The following is a 24595-nucleotide window of genomic DNA, read 5'->3' on the forward strand; positions in this document are numbered from 1 at the left end:
GACCGGTGCCGCGGCGCAGACGTGGCGGGCCGGGAAAGGTTCCATGCGGAGGGAAACCGTGGCGCAGATATTGATTGTTGACGACTCGCCGACCGAGTTGCATGTGCTCAAGGGTATGCTGGAAAAGAACGGTCACCAGGTGATAACCGCCGGGAACGGTGAGGAGGGAGTACAGACGGCGAAGGACAACCATCCGGACTTGATCCTGATGGATGTGGTGATGCCGGGCCTCAACGGCTTCCAGGCCACCCGCCAGCTTTCCCGCGACACGCTCACCCGGGACATCCCCATCATCATCGTCAGCACCAAGTCCCAGGAGACCGACCGGGTCTGGGGCATGCGCCAGGGCGCGCGCGACTACCTGACCAAGCCGGTGGCCGAGGCGGACCTCATGGCCAAGGTCGCTGCGCTCCTGGCCGGTTGACGGACCCCGTGGGGACGATGGAACAGAATACCGCCCTGGACCTGCTGCTGGCGCTCGAGCAGCGCGGGCGCCGGGTGGCCCGCGAACTGCCCTCCAGCGAGGAGGTCCGGATACCCTGGAACGGCGTCGGGGTGCGCATCGGCGCCGACCGGGCGGTGGTGGACATGGGCGAGGTGCGGGAAATACTCGTCTACCCGGAGCTGACGCGGGTGCCCGGAACGCTCGGCTGGGTGCGCGGGGTGGCGAACGTGCGCGGCGCCCTGGTCCCGGTGATGGACCTCCGCGCCTACCTGGGACTGCCGGTACGCCACAACCGGGACATCCGGGTACTGGTCCTGCCCTACGGCGGCGGGCTGGTGGGGGTGGTGGTGGACGAGGTGCTGGGCCTGCGCCACTTCACCGAGGACGAACGCCTGCCCGAGCCGCCCGTGGATGCGGGCCCATTGAGCCATTTTCTGCATTCCGCCTTCCGGCGGGGCGGGGAGACCTGGCCGGTGCTCAGTCTCCATGCGCTGGTGAGCTCGCCCGGCTTCCAGCAGGTTTCCCAGCAATGACGGCCAGGAACCCCGGAGCTTGTGAAGTTGCGCTCACGGGTGTGGCAAACCCGTCCCGGGACGTTCCGGCCAGGCGTGGCTGCCGCCGCGGGGGTGGCTCCGCCATGCCCGGGTGGCCAACGGATTCGACAACCGAGATTCTCTCTGACGGCAGGAGCCAGACATGATTGCGCCTTCTACTGACGCCATGAAAAGTGCGGGTACCGGCAAACAGGTCGGTGCGCTGGGCGTGGTGCTGCTCGCCCTCATCGTGCTGATGGCGGTCAACTTCGCGCTCGTGGCGCGCCAGAATGCGTTCGACAAGCAGTACATCGAACACGCCGGTGAGATGCGCATCCTCTCCCAGGAGATCGCCAAGAACTCCACCGAGGCGGTGACCGGCAAGGCCGAGGCCTTCCGGTTCCTGCAGGAGGCGCGCCAGGCGTTCGAGCGGCATCTCGATCTGCTGCGGGCGGGCGACGGCGCGACCGGGCTGCCCGCCTCGCCGCCGGAGGCCGCCGCCGCCCTGGGGCGGGTGCGGGAAACCTGGAGCGGGGTGAGCGGGGCGGCCGACGTCATCATCGGCCGCTGGGACGTCATCACGACCCTGCACGAGATCGCCGGCCGTTTCAGTGAAACCATCCCGCGGCTGCAGAAGGTCACCGACGAGCTGGTGGATGCGATGGCCGCTGCCGACACTTCCCGCGAGCAGCTCATTCTCGTCAGCCGCCAGTCCCTGCTGCTGGAGCGTATCGTGCGCAACGTCAACCTGGTGCTGCGCGGAGGCCTGGAGGCGGTCACCGCCGCGGACAGCTTCGGCCGTGACACCGCCCTGTTCGGGCGCGTGCTGAACGGCCTGCTGGAGGGCAGCCCGGCGCTGGGCATCACCGCCGTCGCCGAGCCCGCGCAGCGGGCCCGGCTCGAAGAGCTGCAGACCCTGTTCGCGCCGGTGAGCGAGAGCGCGGGCCGGATCCTGGAAAGCTCCCCGGAGCTGTTCCAGGTGCGTGACGCGGCCGACCGGATCTTCCAGAACAGCGGGCTGCTGCTGGACGGCGCCACGGACCTGGAGACGGTCTACGAGAATCTGGGCGCCCAGCGGGTCATCTCCGCGTGGACCGGCTTCGGCATCCTGGCCGTGGCGATCCTGGTCCTGGTCCTGCTGGCCCAGCGCTATGTGCGGGACAGCCGGCTGCGGCTGCAGGCGAGCACGGAGCAGAACCAGCGCAACCAGGAGGCGATTCTGCGCCTGCTGGACGAGATGGGCGACCTGGCCGACGGCGACCTGACGGTGCAGGCGACGGTGACGGAGGATTTCACCGGCGCCATCGCCGACTCGGTGAACTACGCCGTCGAACAGCTGCGCTCCCTGGTGTCGGCCATCAACAGCACGGCCGTACAGGTCGCGTCGGCATCCCAGGAGACGCGCACCACCGCCGCCAACCTGGCCGAGGCGAGCCGTCACCAGGCGAAGGAGATTTCCGCCGCCACCGCCACCATCAACGACATGGCGGTATCCATCGAGGGCGTGTCCGAGAACGCCTCCGAATCGGCACAGGTGTCCCGGCGGGCGGTGGAGATTGCCAACAAGGGCCACCAGACGGTGCAGAACACCATCCACGGCATGGACAACATCCGCGAGCATATCCAGGAGACCGCCAAGCGCATCAAGCGCCTGGGCGAGAGCTCCCAGGAGATTGGCAACATCGTCTCGCTGATCAACGACATCGCCGAACAGACCAACATCCTCGCGCTCAACGCCGCCATCCAGGCCGCCACCGCCGGCGAGGCGGGCCGCGGTTTCGCGGTGGTGGCCGACGAGGTGCAGCGCCTGGCGGAGCGTTCCGGCAACGCCACCAAGCAGATCGAGTCGCTGGTGAAGACCATTCAGACCGACACCAACGAGGCGGTCATCTCCATGGAGCAGAGCACCACCGAGGTGGTCGGCGGTGCCCGCCTGGCGGAGGAGGCCGGTGTGGCCCTGGAGGAGATCGACGCCGTTTCCAAGCATCTCGCCGAACTCATCGAGAGCATCTCGGCGGCGGCCCGCCAGCAGTCGACATCGGCCGGCCAGGCCTCGCAGACCATGAAGGTGATCGAGGAGATCACCGCCCAGACCCTGACCGGAGCCAATGCCACCGCGGAATCCATCGGCAAGCTGGCGGAGCTGGCCGGGGATCTGCGCAATTCGGTGGCCGACTTCAGGCTGCCCGCCGAGGTCGGCGGGGAGCAGGAGGGGGAGACTCTCGCGGCGCAGGCCTGAGTTTCGCGGTAGCGGCAGTGCGGCGGCGACATGCCGCCGCGGCGTCCGGCAGCCGCCCTACCCTGCCTGTCCGATCATCCGAGCCGGCCCGTCGTCGACGGGCCGAATGTACTCATAGGAAGAGGCCTTAGGTGTGAACGACACGACAGCCTTGAGCCTGATTCGGGCGGAAATCGACCAGGCGCTGGAGCAGGTCCGCCGATTCCTGGAGCGGTACATCGAGCACCCGGAGGAGTCCGCCGTCCTGGAGCAGGCTGCCGACGAGCTGCACCGGATCCTGGGCAGCCTGAGAATGGTGGAGCTCTACGGCGCCGCGCTGGTGGCCGAGGAGATGGAGCGCGTCGCCCGGGACCTGCTCGAGGACCGGGTGCCGAATCGCGACGATGCCTGCGGCGTGCTGGTGCAGGCCGCCATGCAGCTCCCCAACTACCTGGAACGGATTCAGGCCGGCGAAAGCGACAATCCACTGGTCCTGCTGCCGCTGCTCAATGATCTGCGCAGCGGCAGGGGCGCGGAGCTGCTCTCCGACACCCTTCTGTTCGAGCCCGACCTGTCGGTCATGCCGCCCGCGGGCTTCGACGCCGATTCCCTGGCCCTGCTGGAGGGGGACCTGCGCAAGCCGGCTCGCAGCGCCCGGCATCTCTACCAGCTGGGCCTGCTCGGCCTGCTGCGCAACCAGCAGCTGCGCCAGGCTCTCGGCCGCCTGCGCCTCGCCCTGTCCCAGCTGGAGAAGATCTCCAGCGGCCGGCCCATGGGACAGTTGTGGTGGGTCGCCTCGGGCGTGGTGGCCGCCGTCGCCGGCGAAGGTCTCGAGGCGGGCCTCGCGGTCAAGCATCTCCTGTCCCGCCTCGATCGCCATATCCGCCGGGTGGCCGAGGAGGGGGAGTCCGCGCTGGAAGAGACGCCTCCGGCCGAGCTGGTCAAGAACCTGCTCTACTACAATGCCAAGGCCGAACCGGTCGACGCCCGTGTCCGCGAGCTCAAGTCGGCATTCCGCCTCGACGCGGTGCTGCCCTCCGAGGCTGACATGGCCAGGCGCCGCAAGGGGCTTTCCGCCGCCAACCGGGGCGTACTCCGGGTGGCGATCGGCGCACTCAAGGAGGAGCTCTCCCGGGCCAAGGATCAGCTGGACCTCTTTGTCCGTTCCGAGCCGCGGGAGCTGTCCGATCTGGAGTCGCTGCGCGCGCTCCTGCGGCGGGTGGCCGACACGCTGGTGATGCTCGGCATGGGTCATGCGCGCGGCATGATCCAGCAGCAGGCCGCCGTCCTCGAGGCGATGGAGCGGGGTGAGAGACCGGTGGAGGACAGCGTCCTGATGGAGGTGGCCGGGGCGCTCCTGTACGTGGAGTCGGGGCTCGACCTGCTGCAGGAAACCGGCCAGCTACCGGGGCAGGACGAGGCGCGGCTGACAGGGAGGGAGAGCGCGGAGCGATCGGCGCTGCGCTCCGTGCTGCACGAGTCCCTGCTGACCATCCAGTCGGCCAAGCAGGATTTCGCCGCGGCGTTGGCGGAGCCCGGAGCCGCCTTCGACGGCGCGGCCATGGCCATGGCCGTGGAGCCGGTTCTGGGGGCCCTGCGGATGCTGGAGGATGACGCCGTGGCGGGGCTTCTGGCCGCCTGGCTGGAGCGGATCCGGCCGCTGTCCGCGCTGCCCTCCGAGAGCGCCGCGTACGAGAGCCTGGCCGATGCCCTGACCGCCGTGGAGAGCTACCTGGATGCGCTGCAGCAGGGGCGCCGGGCGGAGGGCTATCTGGAAATCGGGCGCCAGCGCCTGGGGCTTCCGCAGCCCGCCACGGCGGCTGCCGCCGCGAGCCCGGCGGCGCAAGGTCCCGCTGAATGGCAGATCGCGGCCGGAGAATCCCTGGAAGAGGCCATCGACGAGTCAATCGAGATCGGCGGGCTCGTATATGACTGGGCCATCTCCCCCGGCGGGCATCCCGGGCCGGAGCCCGCGGACCAGGAGCACGGCCATGAGGCCGGGCCCGAACCGGTCGGGGAGGCGATCGACGTCTTCGCCCCCGGGTCGGAGGAACCCGCGGCGGCCGATGTATCCGATGCGGGGGAGCCGGTACCCGCCGCTGCGGCCGGAGGGCGGGAGCCCGGCGGATCCGCGGAGGCTGATGCGGCGCACGAAACGGGCGCGGAAGAGGCCGAGCCGCCGGATCCGGAACTGGTGGAAATCTTCATCGAGGAAGCCGACGAGGTGCTGGCGTCCATCGACGAGAACCTGGCGCGGTGGAAGTCCGATCCTGACGATACCGAAGCCCGCCAGAGCGTGCGCCGGGCCTACCATACCCTCAAGGGCAGCGGCCGCATGGTGGGGGCGATGGAGGCGGGTGAGCTGGCCTGGGCCGTTGAGAATCTCCTCAACCGGGTGATCGACGGTACCCTGCCCGCGGCGCCGGCGGTATTCGATGCCGTGGATGAATCCCGGCGCCTGCTGCCGTCCCTGCTCGACGCCTTCGCCGGGAACCGGGCCTGCCCGGAGGGCGCGGAGGCGCGCGAACTGGGGGAAAGTTGTCACCTGTTGAGCGCGGCAACCCTCCCCGCAGCGGCCGGGCCGTCCGTCGAGGCGGAGCCCGGACCGGAGCCCGGACCGGAGCCCGAACCGGAGCCCGAACCGGCTGAACCGCTGGCGACGGAAGCGCCGCCGGCGGTGGAGGCCGGAGCCGGGATGGACCCGGTGCTGCTGGGCATTTTCTCCGCGGAGACCCGCGGTCACCTGGCGGTGGTGGAGGAGTTCCTGGAGCGGTGCCGGGCGCAGGGTGACGGCTGCCGGGTGGATGGGGACCTGCAGCGGGCGCTGCATACCCTGCACGGGAGCGCGGGTGCCGCGCGGGTCGAACCGATGAGCGATCTGGCCGGTCGGCTCGAGTCCCTGGTCAAGGTCCAGGCCGGACTCGATTCCACGCCCGCACCGGCATTCCTCGACCTGCTGGAGGAGGGGCTTGCGGTCATCTCCGGGCAGTTCGAAGCCCTGCTGTCGGCGCCGGCCGCCGTGCCCGCCGCGGCGGAACTGTGCGCGCGGATCGGGGCTGAGGAAAGCCGGCTGCATGCCGCCGTGCCGCCCATGGCCGCCGGGTCGGCCGCGGACGAGGCCGGGCTGTCGACGCCCGGCGCGCCCGCCGTGGAAGAGCCCGCCGGATCTGCGCCGGTTACCGGGACCGCCGCCGGGGCCCCGGGTGAGGTGCTGTCGGAGTGGGAACTGGCCCTCGATGCCGAGTTGGCGGAAGCGGATGTCCCGGCGGCCCCCCCGGAGCTCGACGAGCTGACCGAGCTGTTCCTGGACGAGGGCGCGGCCATGCTGCAGTCGGCCGACGCCCTCCTGCGCGACTGGCTCGCTGAGCCCGGTGCGATCCAGCGCCTGGAGGAGTTGCGCTTCCAGCTCCACAGCCTGGCGGAAGGAGCCCGGCTTGCGGGGTGCATGGAGGTGGGCGCTTTCGCCGGGCAGCTGGAGCAGACCTATGCCGACCTGGCGGCGGGGCGTCTGCCCCGTGATTACGCCCTGAGCGACTGGCTGCAATCGGCCCATGACGGCCTGGCCGGGATGCTGGACAGCATTCAGACCGGGGAGCCCGTCGAGGAGACGGGGCCGCTGCTGGAGCAGCTCCAGGCGCTGAGGACCCGGCCGCAGGCGCCCGCCGGGGAGGAGGAGGCTGCAGGCATTGCGGAGGCGGCGGAAGAGCCGCCGGCCACGATTTATCCCGAACCGGCCCCCGAAGCTGTTGTCGAGCCCGGGCCCGAGCCGGAGCCAGAGCCAGAGCCCGCCACGGTGCGGGAGCCGGTTTCCGGCTACGCGGCGATTGACCCCGACCTGCTCGATATTTTCCGCGAGGAAGCCGCCGAGCTGCTGGATGCGATCGAACGGGCGCTCCAGGGCTGGGCCCGCGCGCCCGCCGAACCGGGTGTTGCCGAAGGGCTGCGCCGTGCGCTGCACACGCTGAAGGGCGGCGCCCGGACCACCGGACTGCAGGAGATGGCGGACCTGAGCCACCAGATGGAGTCGCTCATCGACGCGGTTCGTGACGGCACCCTGGTGGCCGACGACCGGGTGGTGCAACTGCTCCACGAGGGCTATGACGGGCTGGCCTCCATGCTCGAGCAGGTGGCGGCGCGGTTGACGCTGAGCCCGGCGGAGGCGCTTCTGCTGCGGATGCGCGAGGCGTTGTCGAGCGGTCCCGGACCGCTGCCTTCCGAGCTGACCGCACCCGCTGCCGCGCCCGCGGAGCCGGTTGCCGCGCCCGGGCCGGTGCCGGCCGCACCGGCCCCGCAGCAGCAGGAGATGGTGCGGGTCCGCGCCGAGCTGCTCGACCGGCTGGGCAACGTCGCGGGCGAGGTGAGCATCTCCCGCTCCCGCCTCGGACAGCAGGTCTCCCAGTTCGGCTACCACCTGCAGGAGTTCGAGGAGACGGTCAATCGCCTGCGCGGCCAGCTGCGGCGGCTGGAGATCGAGACCGAGGCGCAGATCCTGTTCCGCTACGAGCAGGCCGACCAGGCGGGGTACGACGAGTTCGATCCCCTGGAGCTGGATCGCTTCTCCCACATGCAGCAGCTCTCCCGCGCGCTCATGGAGAGCGCCGGCGACCTCATCGACCTGAAGGACACCCTCGCGGAACTGAACCGCGACTCCGAAACCCTGCTCCTGCAGCAGTCGCGCATCAACACCGAGCTGCAGGAAGGCCTGATGCGCGCGCGCATGGTGCCCTTCTCCAGCCTGGTTCCGCGGCTGCGCCGCATCGTGCGCCAGATCACCGGCGAGCTCGGCAAGCGGGCCGAGCTGCGGGTGCTGGGCGGCGAGGGCGAAATGGACCGATCGGTGCTGAACCGGATGGTCGGGCCCCTGGAGCACCTGTTGCGCAACGCCATCGATCACGGCATCGAGCCGCCCGCCGTGCGCCAGGCGGCCGGCAAGGCCGACGTGGGCACCATCACCCTCGACGTCAGGCGCGAGGGCGGCGAGGTGGTGCTGGTGCTCTCCGACGACGGCGGCGGGGTGAACCTCGATGCGGTGCGAGCCACGGCCATATCCCGCGGGCTGCTGGGCGAGGGCGAACGGGTCGGTGACTACGAGCTGATGCAGCTCATCCTCGAATCCGGCTTCAGCACCGCCGAGAACGTCACCCAGATATCCGGCCGCGGCGTGGGCCTGGACGTGGTCAACAGCGAGATCAAGCAGCTGGGCGGCATGGTCTCCATCGAATCGACCCGGGGCGAGGGCGCCGCCTTCTGCATCCGGCTGCCCTTCACCCTCTCGGTGAACCAGGCGCTGATGGTCTACGTGGGGGAAGAGCTCTACGCCATTCCCCTGACCAGCATCGAGGGCATCATCCGGCTCGACGCGGCCGACGTGGTCCGCCACCACGGCGCCCAGGGCGTGCCGTTCCGCTATGCCGGCCAGGACTACCGTCTCGAGTACCTGGGCAGCCTGCTCGGGCTGCACCGGGAGGCGCCGGTGACCGGCGGCGCCCCGCTGCCGGTGCTGCTGGTGCGTGGCGGCGACAGCCACTACGCCCTGCTCGTGGACGGCATCCAGGGCAGCGGCGAGATCGTGGTGAAGTCCCTGGGGGCGCAGCTCAGCACGGTCCGGGGCATCGCGGGAGCCACCATCCTCGGCGACGGCCGGGTCGTGGTGATCCTCGACATGCCGGCGCTCATCCGCACCGGTGCGGTGGTCCAGCACACGGTCGAGGCGGCGAAGGAGGTGCACACGGACGAGGCGCGGCCGCCCAGGGTGCTGGTGGTGGACGACTCCATCACCGTGCGCAAGGTGACGACGCGGCTGCTCGGCCGCAACGGCATGGAGGTGCTGACCGCCAAGGACGGTGTGGATGCCATGGCGTTGCTCCTGGAGCTGGAGCACCTGCCCGACATCATGCTGCTGGACATCGAAATGCCGCGCATGGACGGCTACGAGCTGGCCTCCCTGGTGCGCCACAACGAGCGGCTGCGGGAGGTGCCCATCGTGATGATTACCTCGCGCACGGGCGAGAAGCACCGGGAGCGCGCCGAGGGGCTTGGGGTGAGCCGGTACCTGGGCAAGCCCTACCAGGAGAAGGATCTCCTCGAGACCATCCGGGAGCTGACCGGGCAGGAGGAGTGAGGCGCCCGAGTTCCCGCGGCCACCGTTCGGCCGCGGCACGGGAGTCGGGGTTGAGGCAGCGGGGCGATGACGCGCCCATGGAATCGACGCATGCAACAGACACGCGAGGAAATCGCCGGCAGCCGGAGACCGGCAGAGGTCAACTGCCTGCTCATGCCCATCGGGGGAGGAGCGCTGCTGCTGCCCAACATCCTGGTGGCCGAGGTGATCGGTTTTTCCGCGCCGGAGCCCCTGGCCGACGCGCCGGCCTGGTTCGCGGGCCGCACCGAGTGGCGCGGGCTCACTGTGCCCCTGATCCGCCTGGAGACGCTCCTGGGTGTGGATGCCGTCCCCGGCGCCGGGCGCCGAATCGCCATCCTCAACGCCCTCGAGGAGCAGACCGACACGCCCTTCCTCGGCATCGTGCTGCAGGGCATCCCGGCCCTGGTCAGGGTGCGGGCGGCGGAGCTGGAAGAGGACCCGGAGGAGGGGCGGGGAGGGCCGGTCCTGCGCCGGCTCCGCTATCAGGGGCAGCCGGTGGTGGTGCCGGACCTGGAGGCATTGACGGCGTCGCTGCAGGCACACGTCGCCTGAAGCGATCAAGCCATCGTCGAGCGGTCCGGTCCGGTTCGGAAACCCTGTACACCCATGGAGGTGATGGGAGCTGGTGTCTGTTTGATTGTGTACTGCGCCGCAATTCCCGGCCCATTCAGCGAGTCGCTGCGGGGTTAGATGCAAGGCGCGCGTGCGCAGGAATGGCCAGCCCTTTCAAGCATACGCAACGCCGCAGATGACCCCGCAGCGGCTCGCCCGAAGGGAGCCGTCCACAAGCGCCGGTCCTGCGTTGCAGCGCTTGCCAAGGGCGACGGCCATTGCCGGTGCGCTGCGCCTTGTCCTGACGCTTGTGGGGGCTCTGAAAGGGCCGGGAATTGCGGCTCAGTACACTAACCAAGGAGTCGTGGACATGCAGATTGGAGGAATATCTCGGGACGCTACCCGAACGCCGCGCAAGACGGCGAGAATCACCCCGGCGGGCGGTCTGCTGGCCGTACTGCTGGGCCTTGTGCTGCCGTGCCTTGCCGCGCAGGCCGCCGATGATGACTACCTGAAGATGCTCGAAGCCGAAGCGACGGGGGACACGGGGCCGAAGGTGGATGCCGCCAGCGTGCGGGAGCATACCGCCAGTGCCGGCAGCAGCGTCGGTCCCGCGCAGGCGGGGGCGATGGACCGGGCCGCTTTCGAAGCCCAGTTCGGGCAGCTGCGTCCCTCCACCTTCAGTGCCTACGAAAAGCTGGAAGAGCCGCAGAAGCAGACGGTATTCGAGCAGTTCCGGGAGAGCGGCGACTACAACAAGCTGGTGCTGGAGGTCATGCGCCTGCGCTACGGGCAGTAAAACAGAAACGAGAACGTCGGAACGGAGGAGTCTCATGAAAGGACGGATATTCGGGGGGATGGCGCTGTCGGGACTGGTTCTGGCGGCCCTGGCCTGGACGCAGCCGGCGACCGCGCTGGAGGTCAATATCGCCGAGTTGATCCCCTATGTGGATGTGATGCACGAGGGCAAGAAGGTGCGCGTGATGCGTATCCAGGATACCGATCACGCGCTCACGGGGGGGTTCACCAAGACCTCGCGTCCGTGCCCGCCCTTCTGCTACCACCCGATGCAGGTGGCGCCCGGGGTGGCCACGGTGGGCGAGGTGGAACTGGTTAAGTTCATGGCCGACGAGGTGAACCGCGGCACCGGCCTCATCATCGATGCGCGCACCCCCCAGTGGTATCAGGGCGGGACCATCCCCGGCTCGGTGAATATCCCCTTCACCATTCTTTCCGGGGACGATATCAAGGCGCCGGAGCTGCAGGCGGCGATGGAGCGGTTCGGCGCCCGGCAGAAAGCCCCGGGGGAGATGGAGCCGGGGTTCCTCCAGCGCCTGTTCGGCGGGGCCGGGACGAACGACTCGCCCTGGGACTTCACCCAGGCGAAGAATCTGCTGCTGTTCTGCAACGGTCCCTGGTGCGACCAGTCGCCGCGGGCCATCAAGGGGCTGCTCAAACTCGGCTACCCGGCCGACAAGCTCTTCTACTACCGGGGCGGGATGCAGAACTGGCAGGTCGGCGGCTTCACCACGGTGGTGCCCGAAGGCGGCTGAACCGCGGACCCCGGACGGCGACGGGCGGTGGCCTGTCGCCGTCCGGGGCGGTGTCCGCCCGTCAGCCCAGATCGCCCCACAGGTGCTGGAGCACCGCGATGGCGGCAAGCCCCGCGGTTTCGGTGCGCAGCACGCGCGGCCCCAGCCTGACCCCCACGTAGCCCGCCCGGCGCGCAAGAGCGCGCTCCTCCCCGTCCAGCCCGCCCTCGGGACCCACCAGCAGCGTCACCCTGCCGTTCTCCGGCGGCGGCAGCGCCCGGGCTGTCGTGGCGGCCTCCGGATCGAGCAGCAGCCGCAGTCCTCCCGGCGCCGGTTGCAGGCAGCCATCCAGCGGCGTGATGCCCGCCAGGGTGGGTGGGCATGTGCGTCCCGACTGTTCGCAGGCGGCAATGATGACCCCGCGCCAGTGCTGCAGCCGCTTCTCCTGCCGGGCGCGGTCGAGCTGGACCACCGAGCGCCGCGTGATGACGGGGGTGATCGCGGCCACGCCCAGCTCCACGGCCTTCTGCAGGGTGTAGTCCATCCGCTCTCCGCGGGAGATGCCCTGCTGCAGCTCGATGCGCAGGGGCGACTCGACCGCGGGCCGGAGCGGCGGCTCCAGGACCACCCGCGCCGCCGAGCGGCCCAGGTGTTCGATCCGCCCCGGGTACTCCAGTCCGCTGCCGTCGAACAGGATGATGGGGCTGGCCGGCGCGAGGCGCAGGACCCGTCCCAGGTAGTGGGCGCTCTCCTTCGGCAGCTCCACCGTCGTCAGGCCGTGGAGGTTGTCCGGATGGTACAGGCGCGGAATACGCATGGATCAGCCACTCGTGAACGGTAGTGTGTAGGGGGAGCCGGGCGCCGGGCTCAGCCCGCGGGACCGTTTCCGGCTCCAGGCTGTGGTGGCAGGCTCCACTCGCGCAGGATTCCCTGCAGGGTTTCCCCGTCGGCCCCGCGCAGGGGCGAGGGTGCATCCATCACGGACGGGACCGCGGTGTCGGGCGGCCCGAGGACGCCGTCGCGGAATACCGCCAGCGCCATGGCCTCATATAGATGGCTCACCGCGTACATGTCGATATGCCTCCCCTGGACGCCCCGCTCGAACAGCTGGTCGAGGGGAGTGGCCGCGAACAGGGCATCGGCGCCTTCCAGGTATTTCTCCCGGAAGTGTGGGTAGATACGGCGCAGGATGCGTGCCGCCATCAGGTCGACCGAGGAAACGGCGCCGGTGCGGTAGAAGTTCACCTTGCGGCGCTCGACGGGATAATCCGGCAGGCGGCGCGCCAGCTGTTCCCGGACGATGCGCTTGTCGAAGAACAGCCGCGGGTGCAGGCGGGCGGGGATGCCGGCGAGCAGCTCCACCAGCCGGTGGTCCAGGAACGGCACCCGGGATTCGATGCCCTGGATCGCGCTGGTCCGGTCCTCGTGCCAGAGGTTGTAGCGCTGCAGGAAGCGGGCGCTGGAGAGCATCTCCAGGTGGTAGGGGTCCTGTCCAGCCGTGGCCGGATTGGCCGGGCCGTCGTCGGCGAGGAGCCTGAAGTACCGCTCCGGAATCCCGGCCGCTGACCACTCCGGCCAGCGCTGCTTCCTGTACAGGTGGCCGAGATAGCGGTCCCAGTCCGCACGCTGCGAATGCAGGGGCGAGGAGTAGCCGCCGGCGAACTCGTCGGCGCCCTGGCCGAGCAGGATGACCTTGAGACCGGGCACTGCCGTTTTCGCGTAGCGGTGCAGTTCGTGCTTGAGCAGCCACTCCATCTCGAAACGGGGCGACTCCATCATCCACACCAGGTACTCGAAATGCTGCAGATCGAAGCCCAGCGTATCGAGGAGGGTGTCCCGATCGTAGATGACGGCGTGGAAGGGCAGGCCGAGCCGGTCCGCGGTCCGGGCGGCCTGCTCCACGTCGCCGACCCGGACCGTGGTCCGCTCCACCACCGTAAAGCAGTGCAGGTTCGGCTGGTGCGCCGCGGCGATGGCCGCCAGCAGGCAGGAGTCCACTCCGCCGCTGAGGAACAGGCCCACCGGAACGTCGCTCATCAGCTGTCGCCGCACGCTGTCCTCGAGCAGCTCGCCGTAGCGCTCGATGCAGATCTCCGGCTCGGTGGTCCGGTCCTCGTCCACGCCCGGCAGGTGATCGGCAAGCCGCCAGTAGGGAGCGGTCGCGGGCCCCCGCTCCCGGCTGCAGGCGAGGTACTCACCGCCGGGCAGATGGTGGACGCCGGTGACGAAGCTGGGGGTGCGCCCCGGCTGCTTCCCGGGTCGGCCGATATCGCTCCAGTTCAGCGTCCGCGGACAGCGGGGATGGGCCAGCAGGGCCTTGAGCTCGGAGGCGAACAGCAGGGCGCCATCCACGTGGGCGTAGTAGAGGGGCTTGATGCCGAGGCGATCCCGGGCCAGCAGGAGCTTCTGCCGGCGGCGATCCCAGACCAGGATGGCGAACATGCCGTTCAGCTCGCGGAGACACTCCTCCCCCAGCTCCTCGTAGAGGTGCAGCACCACCTCCGAATCGGAGCGGGTGCGGAAGGCGTGTCCGCCGGCGAGCCGGGCGCGCAGTTCCCGGTGGTTGTAGATCTCCCCGTTGACCGCCACCAGGATGCTCTCATCCTCGTTCCAGATGGGCTGGCGGCCGGTTCCCGGATCGATGATGGCGAGGCGGCGGAACACCAGCGACAGCACCCCGTCGTCGTAGAACTGCTCGTCATCGGGCCCGCGCCGCGCCAGGCGCTGGCCCATCCGGGCGAGAATCCGGCGCCGTTCACCGGCGGCGATGGGGTTGCGGTAGTCGATGAAGCCGGCCAGTCCACACATGGGGAGGGGGTTGCTGTTTCGGAAGTGACGGGATGGTATCGGAAGGTGGGCTTCGATGTCACGGTGGCGTGTGGCCACCGGGGTCGATCATGTTGCAAATCGGCAACATTTGGTTGCTGACGGGAAGTTGGCTGTTGCATGGGTTGTTTTTCACTGACTTTCAGTTATGGTATTCCAAGGTGAAGTTGCCCACGTGCAACATCGTTCTGTATGTGGAGGGGGGTACATGGACTTCAAGAAGAAACTGCTCAATCTGGCGATCGCCTCGGTCGTGGCATCGGGTCCGGTCGCCGCGGTGGCGGCGGACGTGGTCAATCTGCTCGGCACCGAGGGGGGCAAGCTCAACATCAGCCTGCATGCCGACCACAGCAATCGGGATGTGAAGCAGGACGGTTCGACCACCCTGCTGGATGAGGCGGGCTTCTACGATGCCTATGTCGATGAGTTCGACAACCTCATCGAAACCGAGGGCGAAATCAGCGCCTCGGTGCGCAACCTCAAGGCCGAGGAGCGCCAGCAGCACCTCTACCTGCAGATCGCCTATGCCGTCAGCCCACGGATCCAGGTCTACGGCAAGGCCGGCATGGCGCGCACCAAGCTGCACAACATGCATGGCGCCACCGTGGACGAGAGCTGGAGCGAAACCACCTACGTCAACGGTTCCTTCGACGAGTACGACGAGGGTTGGTACACCGAGTCGGATCTCAGCGTTCCCGGCGGCAAGTACGGCGACTGGGGTGCGCTGGTGTCGGTGGGTGCGAACGTCCAGCTGTGGGAGTCCCCGGAATCCGGTTGGCGTGCCGGCCTGGACCTCTCCTACCAGTACAAGAACCAGGACGCGGACTGGTCGGCCGGCGGGCTCGACTTCACCGGCAGCGAGAGCCAGGAATGGCAGGCGGCGCTGGTGATGAGCAAGGCGATGGGCAAGTTCAATCCGTACTTCGGTCTGAAGCTGTCCAAGGCCAAGACCGACTACGAGGGACAGACCAGTCTCTACTACGGCAGCGACAAGTGGACCCTCAAGATGGAGAACGATCAGCCCCTGGGCCTGTTCGCCGGCTTCAACTACGATCTGACGCCGGGCATGGGCATTACCGCGCAGGTGCGCGCGGTGGACGACACGGCGGGCAACCTGGGCTTCTACTGGAAGTTCTAGGCGGGTTATTCTCCGCGCTACCGGAAAAGCCCGGCCTGGCCGGGCTTTTTCTTTTGCGGGCGGCGCTGTCGGCCTGTCCCGGGCTCAGTCGAGCGCGGTGCGGCTGACGGTGAACTCGCGCGCGAAGGCGTAGTCGCCGATGAGCCCCTCGAGGGTGTAGTTCCCCTCCATGGAGATCTGCAGCGGCGCGGCCAGGATCACGAACAGCGTCTCACCACCCGTGCCGGCGCCGGGAAGGGGACGGCCCTGGACCGAACGGGTCTGATGCTCGTCGGGTGCCTCGATGGAGACATGGAGGGTGTCGTCCTCCGGCAGGCTGCCGCGGAAGCGCAGGACGAAGGCAAGCTGGCTCAGCACGGTCGGCAGCTGGGCGGTGGCGATGGCGCGCCCGGGATGGATCCCCATGAGCGAGAAGCGTCCGTCGGTTTCACGTCTCACGTCATCACACAGCAGCACGTCGACCAGCTCCAGGTGCTGTTCATTGTCGTTCATGGTTCGACTTCCTATGGCTCAGAGAATGACCGGCAGGGTGATGAAATCGCTGCGTGGCACCGGTGCGGGTGCGAACAGCATTCCGGCAAACGCCTCGCAGTAGCGATGCACGGCGTCCAGCTGGTAGGACCATTCCCGCTTGAAACTCTCCGGGTTGACGATGTTGTAGCAGGGATTGAGCTCGAAGAAAAACGGCCTGCCGTCAGCGCCCAGGGTGTAGTCGGCGATGGCGTAATCGAGCCCGAGCATGGACTTGGCGCGCAGCAGCTCCCCGGTCTCCGGGGGCGGTTCGAACAGGAACGGCAGTTCCTCGGCGCGATGATCGAGCGCCCGGTTCTCGTCGCGAGAGCCGGAATGAATGTTCCAGTCATGCGATGAGATCACATGCCGCGGGACAACGCGATCTCCCACCAGGGCGCAGCGGTACTTGCGGTAGAAGCCGTCGGGGCTGCGGTATTCGTGGTACTCGATGGCGATGGTCGTCGACTGGAAGGCCTTTGCCGGCAGCTTTTCCGCATCTTCCGGTCCGCCGAGCAGCTGCATGGTGGTGCCGAGGTGGGCCAGCTCATTGCGCAGGATGATCGGGTAGTTGAGCTGTTGCTGCTTCAGGGCCTGCAGGCTGGGCGTCTTGACCACCCGGGCGCAGAGGATGTCGTTTTCCGACCAGATCTTGTAGGCCCGGGTCCGGCGACAGCTGCGCAGTGCTTCCAGGTTGTTGAATAGCGGGATGCCCGCCGACCGGCACCAGGCTTCTATCCGCTGCAGGCGCTTCTCGTGGCTCGCGTCGTTGCAGATGGCGTTGAGGACCCGGTCATAGCGGCCGACCTGGTCTTCCCCGATCTCCTCGATGGGCATGCAGTCGAGACGGATTCCGTGGTTCTTCCACAGGTAGTTGAACAGGTAGTCGTGGATGGCCACGCCACGTTCCTGGAAGACGGCCAGGACCTTGAGTCGGGTCTGGGTATTGAGCATGGGTTGTCCGCGGCTGGCTGTCGATCGGGATGTGCGGCTTGGGGTTCCACCGGCCCGCCGTATGGTGGGGCGCGCCGCCGGGGTCCCAATATAGCAGCATGGCGGGGGTGCTCCAACCGACAGTTCCGGTGCGCATGCCAGTGAGGATCGGGCGGGTGCCGGGGTTCCGCCGGCAATGTCCGATACGGTATCGTCTGCGCACCGGGGGCGGTCCGTCCCCGTCGGCCGTTGTCGGAGTCAGCACGCATGTTTCCCAACTTCATCCTGGTGGGAGCCGCCAAGTCCGGGACCTCCTCCCTCTATCACTACCTCCGGCAGCATCCGGAGGTCTTCATGTCGAGGGAAAAGGAGCCCCACTTCTTCGCCCCGGCGAAGTGGTGCGGCCATCCCGTTCCGGACCGGGCGGAGTACGAGCGGCTGTTCGACGGGGCCGGGGGCTGCCGGGCGGTGGGGGAGGCCTCCACGGGGTATCTCTACTACGAGGATTCGCCGGACCGGATCCATGCCCTGGTGCCCGGGTGCCGCATCGTGGCGGTGCTGCGCAATCCCGTGGACCGGGCCTTCTCCGGCTGGTGCCACGAGGTACGGGAGGGACTGGAGACGGTGAGCTTCGAGCAGGCCCTGGATGAGGAGGAACAGAAGGGCCTGCGCGTCATCCGCGGCGGCGACTTCAGCTTCAACTACATCCGCCAGGGCTTCGTCGCCGGGAACCTGGCGCGCTACATCGAGCTGTTCGGGCGGGAGCGGGTGCTGATCCTGTTCTACGACGACCTGGAGCGGGATCCGGACGCCTTCATGGCCCGGCTGTTCCGGTTCCTCGGGGTCGCCCCGGGTTTCCGCGGCGACTGGAGCTACCGCTACAACCCCTCCGGCGTCCCCCGGTTCGACTGGCTGCACCGGCTGGTGGACGGGGAGGGGCGCTGGCGGCAGCCCCTGGTGCGCCTGGCGCGGTGGCTGCTCCCGGAGCCGGTGCGTATTCCGCTGTGGCACCGGGTACGGGACTGGAACGTGCGCAGCGGCTCCAGTCCGGCGCTGGACCCCGCGACCCGCCGCCGGCTGCAGGCACGCTTCGCCGGCGAGATCGACGCCGAGGAGGCGCTGACCGGACGCAGCCTCGAGCCCTGGCGTGCGGGACGGCCGCTGGATCCGGAACCCTGGGCCGGGCGGCCGGATGACGGCCCGGCTCAGGTGGCGTCGGCGTCCTCCACGGGGGCGGGGAAGGGCGCGTAGTCGGAGGTGAAGTTCTGGAACTTGCCGCCCGCCGGGCGCGGAATGTCCTTCAGCACCCGGATTTCCAGCGGCGCGGCCTCCGCGCCGCCGTGGCGCCGCCAGGCCCCGTGGATGGCGTCCAGCAGGGCGTCGGGCAGGGCGGAGGACTCCAGGCGCAGCTCGAAGGAGCCGTCCCGGAACTGGTGGAGCTGGTACTTGCGCAGGCCGCCGATCAGCTCGCGGGGTGCGTGGCCGAGGGTGTAGAGCAGTGCGTCCCAGTAGCCCCAGGTGCCGGGCGGGAGGGCGATGGTGCGGCGGTAACGTCCCACGAGGTCCTGGAAGCCCGGCAGCGTCCGCCCGCACGGACAGGGCCCTTCCGCCGCCACCGCCATGTCATCGGCGTCGTAGCGGAGGAGCGGCATGGCGGCGTTGCTCAGCCCGGTCACCAGCAGTCGGCCCCGCTCACCGGGCGCGACCGGCCGCCCCTCCTCGTCCACCACCTCCACCAGGCAGTGCTCGGTGTGGACGTGGTAGCGCCCGCCTTCCGGGCAGCGCACCGCCACGATGCCAATCTCGTTGAGCCCGTAGTTCTGCTGCACGGGCGTGCCGAAGGTGGACTCGATGCGGTGGCGCATGTCGGGCGTGAGCTGCTGGGAGATGGCCTCGAAGGCCTGGAGGTTGGGCGGTGGCGTGTGATCCATGAAGCCCAGGGCCAGGTGCTCGAGCTGGGCGGACTGGCCGAGAACGTATTCGGGCCGGTGCTTCAGCAGCCACTCCACCTGCGCCTCCACCGGGTTGAGATCGCTGAAGCCGCGGAACGGGCCGGTGTTGAAGTAGCGGCCCGCCGACGGCCAGCTGTCGTGGTAGCAGGTGGTGTTCAGCCCGATGGGCTCGCCGTCCCCGCGCCGCGGCAGGTCGGTGGGGGGGCGGATGTAGGCGAAGGTCCCGTTCGGATCGAACCGGAACCAGCGCAGTTCGCGCTGCTTGAGCACCGCGAACATGTTGCGGCTGAACCTGGTGTGCAGTATCTCGGCGGGTTGCCCGGTAGTCCCGGAGGTCCTGGCGATGCCGCCGGGCTGCTCCCCGGGCGGGAGCCGCGCAGGGCGCAGGTCGGCGGCGCGTCGCTGAAGATCCTGCTTGGTCAGGACGGGCAGCAGCGGCAGCTTGTCGACCCCGTCGATCTGCTCCGGGTCGATTCCCTGTTCGCGCAGGTGGTCGCGGTAGAAGGGGATGTGCTCGGCGGCATAGCCGACGATCTGCCGGACCGCGGCGTCGGCGCGGTCCGCGTGCTCGTCGGCGGAGATGAATTCGTTGCGGACCAGGCGGTCGAAGAGATCCAGCCCCTCCCACTGCGATCGCAGCCGCCAGCGGCGCTGCTCCTCCAGTTCCCGGGCCAGGGTGGATGGTTCAGGTGCCGTTGTCATCGCCGTGGTGCGTCCTGTTTCCCGGGCGGGCGCCGGGGAGCCCGTTGCGCGATTCCGCTAGCGGCTGCTGTAGCTGGCGTAGCAGGTCTCGGTCTCCCACAGGGTGACATCCTTGACCGGGTAGCCGGCAGCGGCGATGTGCTCGAAGATCATGCGCGCGATGTTCTCCGCCGTCGGATTCCAGTCCACCACGTAGACCCGTTCGCCGGCCTCGCGCAGGGCGGGGAGGATGGGATCGTCCCGGTGCAGGAGCATGTTGTGATCGAGCTCCGCGTCGATCCAGTCCTTCACCAGCCCCCGGATCTCGTTGAAGTCGTAGAGCATGCCCTGCTCATCGAGCGTTTCGCCCTCGAGCGTGATGATGGCCCGCGCATTGTGTCCGTGCAGGTGCCGGCACTTGCCGTCGTAGTCAAGCAGCCGGTGGCCGTAACAGAACGAGATGGATTTGGTGACTCGGTACATGGTGTTCCGGAAGTATCGCGCCTGGTTGCAGGGGCGCCGGCCGTTCACATTCTGCTTCGCAGCCGTGATCCAGGCGGCATGGTTCAACTGTCGAGACGGCATTCTAACATCAATATCCCGTTCCGCACCCGGAGCGGACGCTCCCGCCCGGCTGCGGCTCAGCGGGGTGGTGCCGCGTACTCCGTGCGGTCCTCCACTCCAGCCTCCCGGAAGGCCCTGTGCCGCTCGGCGCACTTGTTGCAGCGGCCGCAGTGGCGACCCTGGCGCGGGTCCATGCAGGAGAAGGTCAGCTCCAGTGGCAGCCGGCTCGAACGCCGGATGACCTCCGCCTTGGTGAGCGCGGCATAGGGACGCAGGATCTCCAGCCGGAATCCCAGCGCCAGCTCCAGGACCCGCTCCATGGCGGCGTAGAACTCGGGGCTGTTGTCGGAGAAGGGGTTGCCCTTGAGCGGTGCCAGGGCGATGGCGGACACGCCGTGGCGTTCGCACCAGACCCCGGCCTTGGCCAGGAACAGCAGGTTGCGTCCCGGCAGGTAGACCGCCTCGTCCGGGGTGCTGTGATCCGGAACCGCACCGTCGGAGAGGCTCCAGTGGCGGCCGTAGAGGTCGGCGACGGGCAGCTCCAGCACGCTCACCGGGCGCAGCGCCGGGCGTTCGGCGGCCGCCAGGAAGCGGCGCAGGTGCGCCAGCTCCGTCTCCTCCCACTGCAGCCCGTGGCGCAGGTAGAGGGGATGGACGACGGGGTGGGTCCCGGCGAGCTCCACCGCCAGCGCCGCGCTGTCGATGCCCCCGCTGACCAGGACGGCGACCGGACCCGCCATCAGTTCCGCCCCCGCCGCGCGAGGATGCAGTGGTTGAGAAAGGCCCGGTACCAGCGCTGGTGCTCGCGCAGGACCCAGGGCACGTGGTCCACGCTCTCCAGGATGCCGAACCCGAGCCCTTCCAGCTCCCGGACCATCTGCTCGGCCGACGGCGCCTCGCGGGTGGCGCCGACCCAGGCGTCGATGGGCACGTCGTCCGAGCCCCAGGAGTAGGGCGAGGTGATGAGCAGCAGGCCGTCCGGTTCCAGGTGTTCGGCCAGGCGCCCCAGGAACGCCACCGGATCGGGAACGACGTCCACCACGTTGAGGGCGGTGATGAGAGCGAAGCGTCCCGAGAGGGGCAGCGCGGTGGCCGAGGCCACCAGGAACTCGGTATTGGCGCGTTCCGCGGGCAGGGGCCTGAGCTCGTGGTGGCGACCGTCCAGGTAGCGGCGGTACTCGCGCTGGGGCAGCGGGTGTCCGGTCTGGATGCGGCGCGCGGCGAGGACCGGGTTGTAGGCCAGGTCGATGCCGATGACCGATGCGGCCAGGGAGCCCAGCCGCTGGGCCATGCCGCCCACGTTGGTGCCCACGTCCAGGGCCCGGGCCACGGGGCCGTCCAGGTGCCGGGCGAGCATCGTCTCCACCGTCTCGAAGACCTGGGGCTGGGAGGCGATGAAACGTCCCAGGGGGGAGCGGTCGTCGGCGCCGGCCGGGGTGGTGTCGTAGTGGGTGGAGGTGAAGATGTTGACCCAGCGGTTCTCCTCGTAATAGTTGGAGGCGAACCGGTTGCCCAGGTGCCAGTCGCGGGCCTCGAGCCAGGCGGTCATCTCCGCACCGACGCCGCCGGCCTGGGCGGCGCCGGCGATCAGGTAGTAGTAGTTGGCGCGCAGCCAGCCCTGGACCTGGGGCAGCAGGATGGCGATGCCCGCGATGACCGGGTACTCCGCGCCGCACTCGGGGCAGCGCAGCACGCCCTCGCGCAACTCGGTCCCCGCGGCATCGAGCTCCGGGCGCGGTGTCCGCTCCAGCCGGAGCGGGCCGCCGCAGGGACTCCCCGGCCTGGACTCAGGGCAGGTCAGGGTGGAAATCAGCTCCATTCTCATCAGGTATTCTCCTGGACTCCGATCCGGCGCGGTCCCGGTCCCGGCCGGAACCCGGACGCGGGCGGATTCACGGCGGCGGGGTGTCGAGCTCCAGGCCGGACTTGATCCTCCAGCGTCCGGTCTCCGGCTCCAGCTGGTGGCAGTAGACGCAGTAGCCGCCGTACACGGAGTGGAAGTGGTTGCCCCGCCCCGGCCGCGAGCGCTGGTACTTTAACAGATGGATGAGGCGCTTGAACTCGGGTGCGCGGTCGCTGTTCTCGGCGTGGCACTGGATGCAGACATCGGGGATGACGGCATCGCGCAGCTTTTCATTCACGTCCGGATGGCGACCGGTGAGCTTCACGCCCGCGGGGGCGGCCTTCTGCGCGTACTCGAGCAGTTCATCGGGGACGCCCTCGCTGGCCCAGCGGGCCAGGGTCCGGGAGAGGCGGAAGTCCTTTCCCAGCCGCTTGTCGTCGAAATGGCAGTCGACGCAGCCCCGGGTGGCGGTAAAATGGTACCGCGTCACTTCCTGGCCCACCCCGGCGCCGCTGAGCAGGAGCAGCAGGACGGCGAACGCCGCGGCGGCGGGGAGGCGCGAACGGCGGGGAGGCTGGTTTTCAGGGGAATCGGAGATGGGTTTCATGCCGGATAAGCCAAACGTTTTTCCCGCCGCCGGTACGGACCGCTGGTGGTCCCCGGCGCTGCTGTTGTCGCTGTTGCTGTCCATGATGCCGCTGGCCGCGGCCGCCGGAGTCGAGGCCTGCGGCACGGAACCGCCCGCGGTGGTGGAGCTGCCGGAGCCCGCCTTCCGCGGCGCGCCCCTGGAGGAGGTCATCGCGGCGCGGCGCACGGTCAGATACTACAGCCCCGAGCCCCTCGGCCTCCAGGACCTGTCCCAGATTTTGTGGTCGGCGCAGGGCATCACCGATCCCGATCGGGGCATGCGGGCCGCGCCTTCGGCCGGCGGGACCTATCCCGTCGATCTCTACGTCCAGCCCAACAATGTCTTCGGGCTCGAGTGCGGCGTCTATCGCTACGAGCCGGTCGGCCATCGCCTGGTTCTGTACCGCGCCGGGCGCTTCCGCGACGCCATCCACGAGGCGGCCCTCGGCCAGCGCTGGGTCTACACCGCCGGCGCGGTCATCCTGTTCGTGGCCACTCCCGCCCGGGTGGCGGAGAAGTATGACGAGGCGTCGGCCCTGAAGTCCACCCTGCTGGAGGCCGGGCACATCAGCCAGAACATCTATCTCCAGGCCACCTCCCTGGGGCTCGGCGTCGGCGCCATCGGCGGCTTCTCGGCGGAGGCCATGGGCAGGCTGCTCGGCCTGGGCGAGGGACAGAAGGTCGTCTACCTCAACCTCGTCGGCAACCGCCGCTAGCCGACTCGGCCTCCGCCCCCCGTGGCGATGTCGATTCCCTCCGCCGCCACTTCGGCGAGGAAATCGATCTGCTCCTCCGTGATCACGTAGGGCGGCATCATGTAGACCACGCTGCCCAGCGGGCGCAGCAGGGCGCCGCGGGACAGCGCGTGGCGGTAGACCCTGAGGCCGCGCCGCTCCTGCCAGGGGTAGGGGGCGCGGGTCGTCTTGTCGCGCACCATCTCCATGGCCAGGATCATGCCGGTCTGGCGCACGTCGGCCACGTGGGGGTGGTCGGCCAGGTGGGCGGTGGCGGCGGTCATGCGCGCGGCCAGGGTGCGGTTGCGCTCCAGCACCGGTTCCGAGTCGAAGATGTCGAGGGTGGCCAGCGCGGCGGCGCAGCCGAGGGGGTTGCCGGTGAAGCTGTGGGAGTGGAGGAAGGCGGTCATCCGCTCGTAGTCGTCGTAGAAGGCCTGGTAGACCTCGCCGGTGGTCAGGGTGGCCGCCAGGGGCAGATAGCCGGCGGTGAGCCCCTTGGACAGGCACATGAAATCGGGGCTGATGCCCGCCTGCTCGCAGGCGAACAGCGTCCCCGTGCGCCCGAAGCCCACGGCGATCTCGTCGGCGATGAGATGCACTCCGTGCCGGTCGCAGGCCTCCCGCAGCAGGGTGAGGTAGACCGGGTCGTACATGCGCATGGAGCCGGCGCACTGCACCAGGGGCTCCACGATCACCGCGCAGGTCTCGTGGGCGTGGCGCTCCAGCGCCTCCTCCATGTGGACGAACATGCGCCGGGCCACCTCGGCGCAGCTCTCGCCCGGCTCGCGGTCGAAGCAGTCGGGGGCGGGGACCGTGAAGGGTTTCAGCAGCAGCGGCTCGTAGGTCTCCTTGTAGAGGGAGACATCCCCCACCGCCAGCGCCCCCAGGGTCTCGCCGTGGTAGCTGTTGGAGAGGTTGATGAAGCGGGTCTTCTCCGGCCGGCCCGAGTTGCGCCAGTAGTGGTAGCTCATCTTCAGCGCCACCTCGATGGCCGATGAGCCGTTGTCGGCGTAGAAGCAGTGGTCGAGCCCGGCGGGGGTGATCTGCACCAGCCGCTCGGAGAGACGCACCACCGGCTCGTGGGTGAAGCCGGCCAGGATGACGTGCTCCAGCTGTCCGATCTGCTCGGCGACCGCGGCGTTGATGCGCGGGTTGGCGTGGCCGAAGAGGTTCACCCACCAGGAGCTCACCGCGTCCAGGTAGCGGTTGCCCTCGAAATCCTCCAGCCACACCCCCTCGCCGCGGCGGACGGGAATCAGCGGCAGCGTCTCGTGGTCCTTCATCTGCGTGCAGGGATGCCACACCACCCGCAGATCCCGCTCGACGATGTTTCGGTTTTTCATTGGTCACCAAAGAGTCAAAAGA

General features: G+C 69.1%; 20 protein-coding genes. 10 read left to right on the forward strand and 10 right to left on the reverse strand.

Features of this window, described 5'->3' with window-relative positions; genetic code table 11:
• The first annotated feature begins 58 nt into the window (after nucleotides 1-58).
• The 7 genes from DFQ59_RS11990 (at nucleotide 59) to DFQ59_RS12020 (ending at nucleotide 11443) form a co-directional block, all read left to right on the forward strand.
• On the forward strand, nucleotides 59-424 hold the full coding sequence (locus tag DFQ59_RS11990) for a response regulator transcription factor (RefSeq protein WP_114279991.1): 366 nt from the start codon (nucleotides 59-61) through the stop codon (nucleotides 422-424).
• Nucleotides 425-441: 17 nt separating this feature from the next.
• Entirely contained in the window at nucleotides 442-978 is a 537-nt protein-coding gene (locus DFQ59_RS11995) for a chemotaxis protein CheW (RefSeq protein WP_114279938.1), read from the forward strand.
• A gap of 163 nt (nucleotides 979-1141) precedes the next feature.
• Complete coding sequence (locus DFQ59_RS12000) at nucleotides 1142-3217, forward strand: methyl-accepting chemotaxis protein (RefSeq protein ID WP_114279939.1); 2076 nt, start codon at nucleotides 1142-1144, stop codon at nucleotides 3215-3217.
• A gap of 133 nt (nucleotides 3218-3350) precedes the next feature.
• Complete coding sequence (locus tag DFQ59_RS12005; protein ID WP_114279940.1) at nucleotides 3351-9317, forward strand: Hpt domain-containing protein; 5967 nt, start codon at nucleotides 3351-3353, stop codon at nucleotides 9315-9317.
• Nucleotides 9318-9407: 90 nt separating this feature from the next.
• Nucleotides 9408-9890 carry a chemotaxis protein CheW gene (locus DFQ59_RS12010; RefSeq protein WP_170142146.1) on the forward strand — a complete coding sequence of 161 codons (483 nt, stop codon included), beginning with the start codon at nucleotides 9408-9410 and terminating at the stop codon, nucleotides 9888-9890.
• Nucleotides 9891-10260: 370 nt separating this feature from the next.
• Nucleotides 10261-10689 carry a hypothetical protein gene (locus tag DFQ59_RS12015; protein ID WP_147275244.1) on the forward strand — a complete coding sequence of 143 codons (429 nt, stop codon included), beginning with the start codon at nucleotides 10261-10263 and terminating at the stop codon, nucleotides 10687-10689.
• Between the two features lie 34 nt (nucleotides 10690-10723).
• Nucleotides 10724-11443: a rhodanese-like domain-containing protein gene (locus tag DFQ59_RS12020; protein WP_211314918.1), complete on the forward strand. Its 720-nt coding sequence runs from the start codon at nucleotides 10724-10726 to the stop codon at nucleotides 11441-11443.
• Between the two features lie 61 nt (nucleotides 11444-11504).
• Here DFQ59_RS12020 and DFQ59_RS12025 read toward each other — a convergent pair whose 3' ends face one another.
• Together DFQ59_RS12025 and asnB are read right to left on the reverse strand one after the other, a co-directional pair.
• On the reverse strand, nucleotides 11505-12239 hold the full coding sequence (locus DFQ59_RS12025) for a 16S rRNA (uracil(1498)-N(3))-methyltransferase (RefSeq protein ID WP_114279944.1): 735 nt from the start codon (nucleotides 12237-12239) through the stop codon (nucleotides 11505-11507).
• Between the two features lie 50 nt (nucleotides 12240-12289).
• The gene (asnB, locus tag DFQ59_RS12030; RefSeq protein WP_114279945.1) at nucleotides 12290-14230 is read right to left on the reverse strand and encodes an asparagine synthase (glutamine-hydrolyzing); all 1941 of its coding nucleotides are present in this window, start codon (nucleotides 14228-14230) and stop codon (nucleotides 12290-12292) included.
• Between the two features lie 226 nt (nucleotides 14231-14456).
• Here asnB and DFQ59_RS12035 point away from each other — a divergent pair, with 226 nt between their 5' ends.
• Nucleotides 14457-15386: a hypothetical protein gene (locus tag DFQ59_RS12035; RefSeq protein ID WP_114279946.1), complete on the forward strand. Its 930-nt coding sequence runs from the start codon at nucleotides 14457-14459 to the stop codon at nucleotides 15384-15386.
• Between the two features lie 84 nt (nucleotides 15387-15470).
• Here the strand turns inward: DFQ59_RS12035 and DFQ59_RS12040 are convergent, their stop codons facing one another.
• Together DFQ59_RS12040 and DFQ59_RS12045 are read right to left on the reverse strand one after the other, a co-directional pair.
• Complete coding sequence (locus DFQ59_RS12040; RefSeq protein WP_114279947.1) at nucleotides 15471-15878, reverse strand: DUF6941 family protein; 408 nt, start codon at nucleotides 15876-15878, stop codon at nucleotides 15471-15473.
• An 18-nt stretch (nucleotides 15879-15896) separates the two neighbouring features.
• Nucleotides 15897-16850 carry an ATP-grasp domain-containing protein gene (locus tag DFQ59_RS12045; RefSeq protein ID WP_114279948.1) on the reverse strand — a complete coding sequence of 318 codons (954 nt, stop codon included), beginning with the start codon at nucleotides 16848-16850 and terminating at the stop codon, nucleotides 15897-15899.
• Nucleotides 16851-17096: 246 nt separating this feature from the next.
• Between DFQ59_RS12045 and DFQ59_RS12050 the strand changes: the two genes are divergently transcribed.
• Nucleotides 17097-18080: a sulfotransferase family protein gene (locus DFQ59_RS12050; RefSeq protein ID WP_114279949.1), complete on the forward strand. Its 984-nt coding sequence runs from the start codon at nucleotides 17097-17099 to the stop codon at nucleotides 18078-18080.
• On the opposite strand, the gene DFQ59_RS12055 is transcribed toward DFQ59_RS12050, so the two are convergent.
• From DFQ59_RS12055 to DFQ59_RS19870, 5 genes are all read right to left on the reverse strand, one after another.
• Nucleotides 18035-19483 (reverse strand): phenylacetate--CoA ligase family protein, encoded by a 1449-nt coding sequence (locus tag DFQ59_RS12055; protein ID WP_114279950.1) that lies wholly within the window; start codon nucleotides 19481-19483, stop codon nucleotides 18035-18037. The genes DFQ59_RS12050 and DFQ59_RS12055 overlap by 46 nt on opposite strands.
• Nucleotides 19484-19540: 57 nt before the next feature.
• A complete protein-coding gene (locus tag DFQ59_RS12060; protein WP_114279992.1) occupies nucleotides 19541-19945 on the reverse strand; it encodes a 6-pyruvoyl trahydropterin synthase family protein in 405 nt (134 codons plus the stop codon).
• A gap of 158 nt (nucleotides 19946-20103) precedes the next feature.
• Nucleotides 20104-20766, reverse strand: coding sequence for a 7-cyano-7-deazaguanine synthase (locus DFQ59_RS12065; protein ID WP_114279951.1), 663 nt, complete (start codon nucleotides 20764-20766; stop codon nucleotides 20104-20106).
• Nucleotides 20766-21851, reverse strand: coding sequence for a methyltransferase domain-containing protein (locus tag DFQ59_RS12070; RefSeq protein WP_114279952.1), 1086 nt, complete (start codon nucleotides 21849-21851; stop codon nucleotides 20766-20768). The genes DFQ59_RS12065 and DFQ59_RS12070 overlap by 1 nt, the downstream gene beginning before the upstream one ends.
• Nucleotides 21852-21918: 67 nt before the next feature.
• Nucleotides 21919-22476, reverse strand: coding sequence for a hypothetical protein (locus DFQ59_RS19870; RefSeq protein WP_170142147.1), 558 nt, complete (start codon nucleotides 22474-22476; stop codon nucleotides 21919-21921).
• Between DFQ59_RS19870 and DFQ59_RS19875 the strand changes: the two genes are divergently transcribed.
• Complete coding sequence (locus DFQ59_RS19875) at nucleotides 22475-23212, forward strand: SagB/ThcOx family dehydrogenase (protein ID WP_170142148.1); 738 nt, start codon at nucleotides 22475-22477, stop codon at nucleotides 23210-23212. The two genes, DFQ59_RS19870 and DFQ59_RS19875, sit on opposite strands and share 2 nt — an antisense overlap.
• Here the strand turns inward: DFQ59_RS19875 and DFQ59_RS12080 are convergent.
• Nucleotides 23209-24573, reverse strand: a complete 1365-nt coding sequence (locus tag DFQ59_RS12080) for an adenosylmethionine--8-amino-7-oxononanoate transaminase (RefSeq protein ID WP_114279954.1) — start codon at nucleotides 24571-24573, stop codon at nucleotides 23209-23211. The two genes, DFQ59_RS19875 and DFQ59_RS12080, sit on opposite strands and share 4 nt — an antisense overlap.
• Nucleotides 24574-24595 lie beyond the last annotated feature (22 nt).

Source organism: Thioalbus denitrificans, assembly GCF_003337735.1.
GTDB classification, from domain to species: Bacteria; Pseudomonadota; Gammaproteobacteria; order DSM-26407; family DSM-26407; genus Thioalbus; species Thioalbus denitrificans.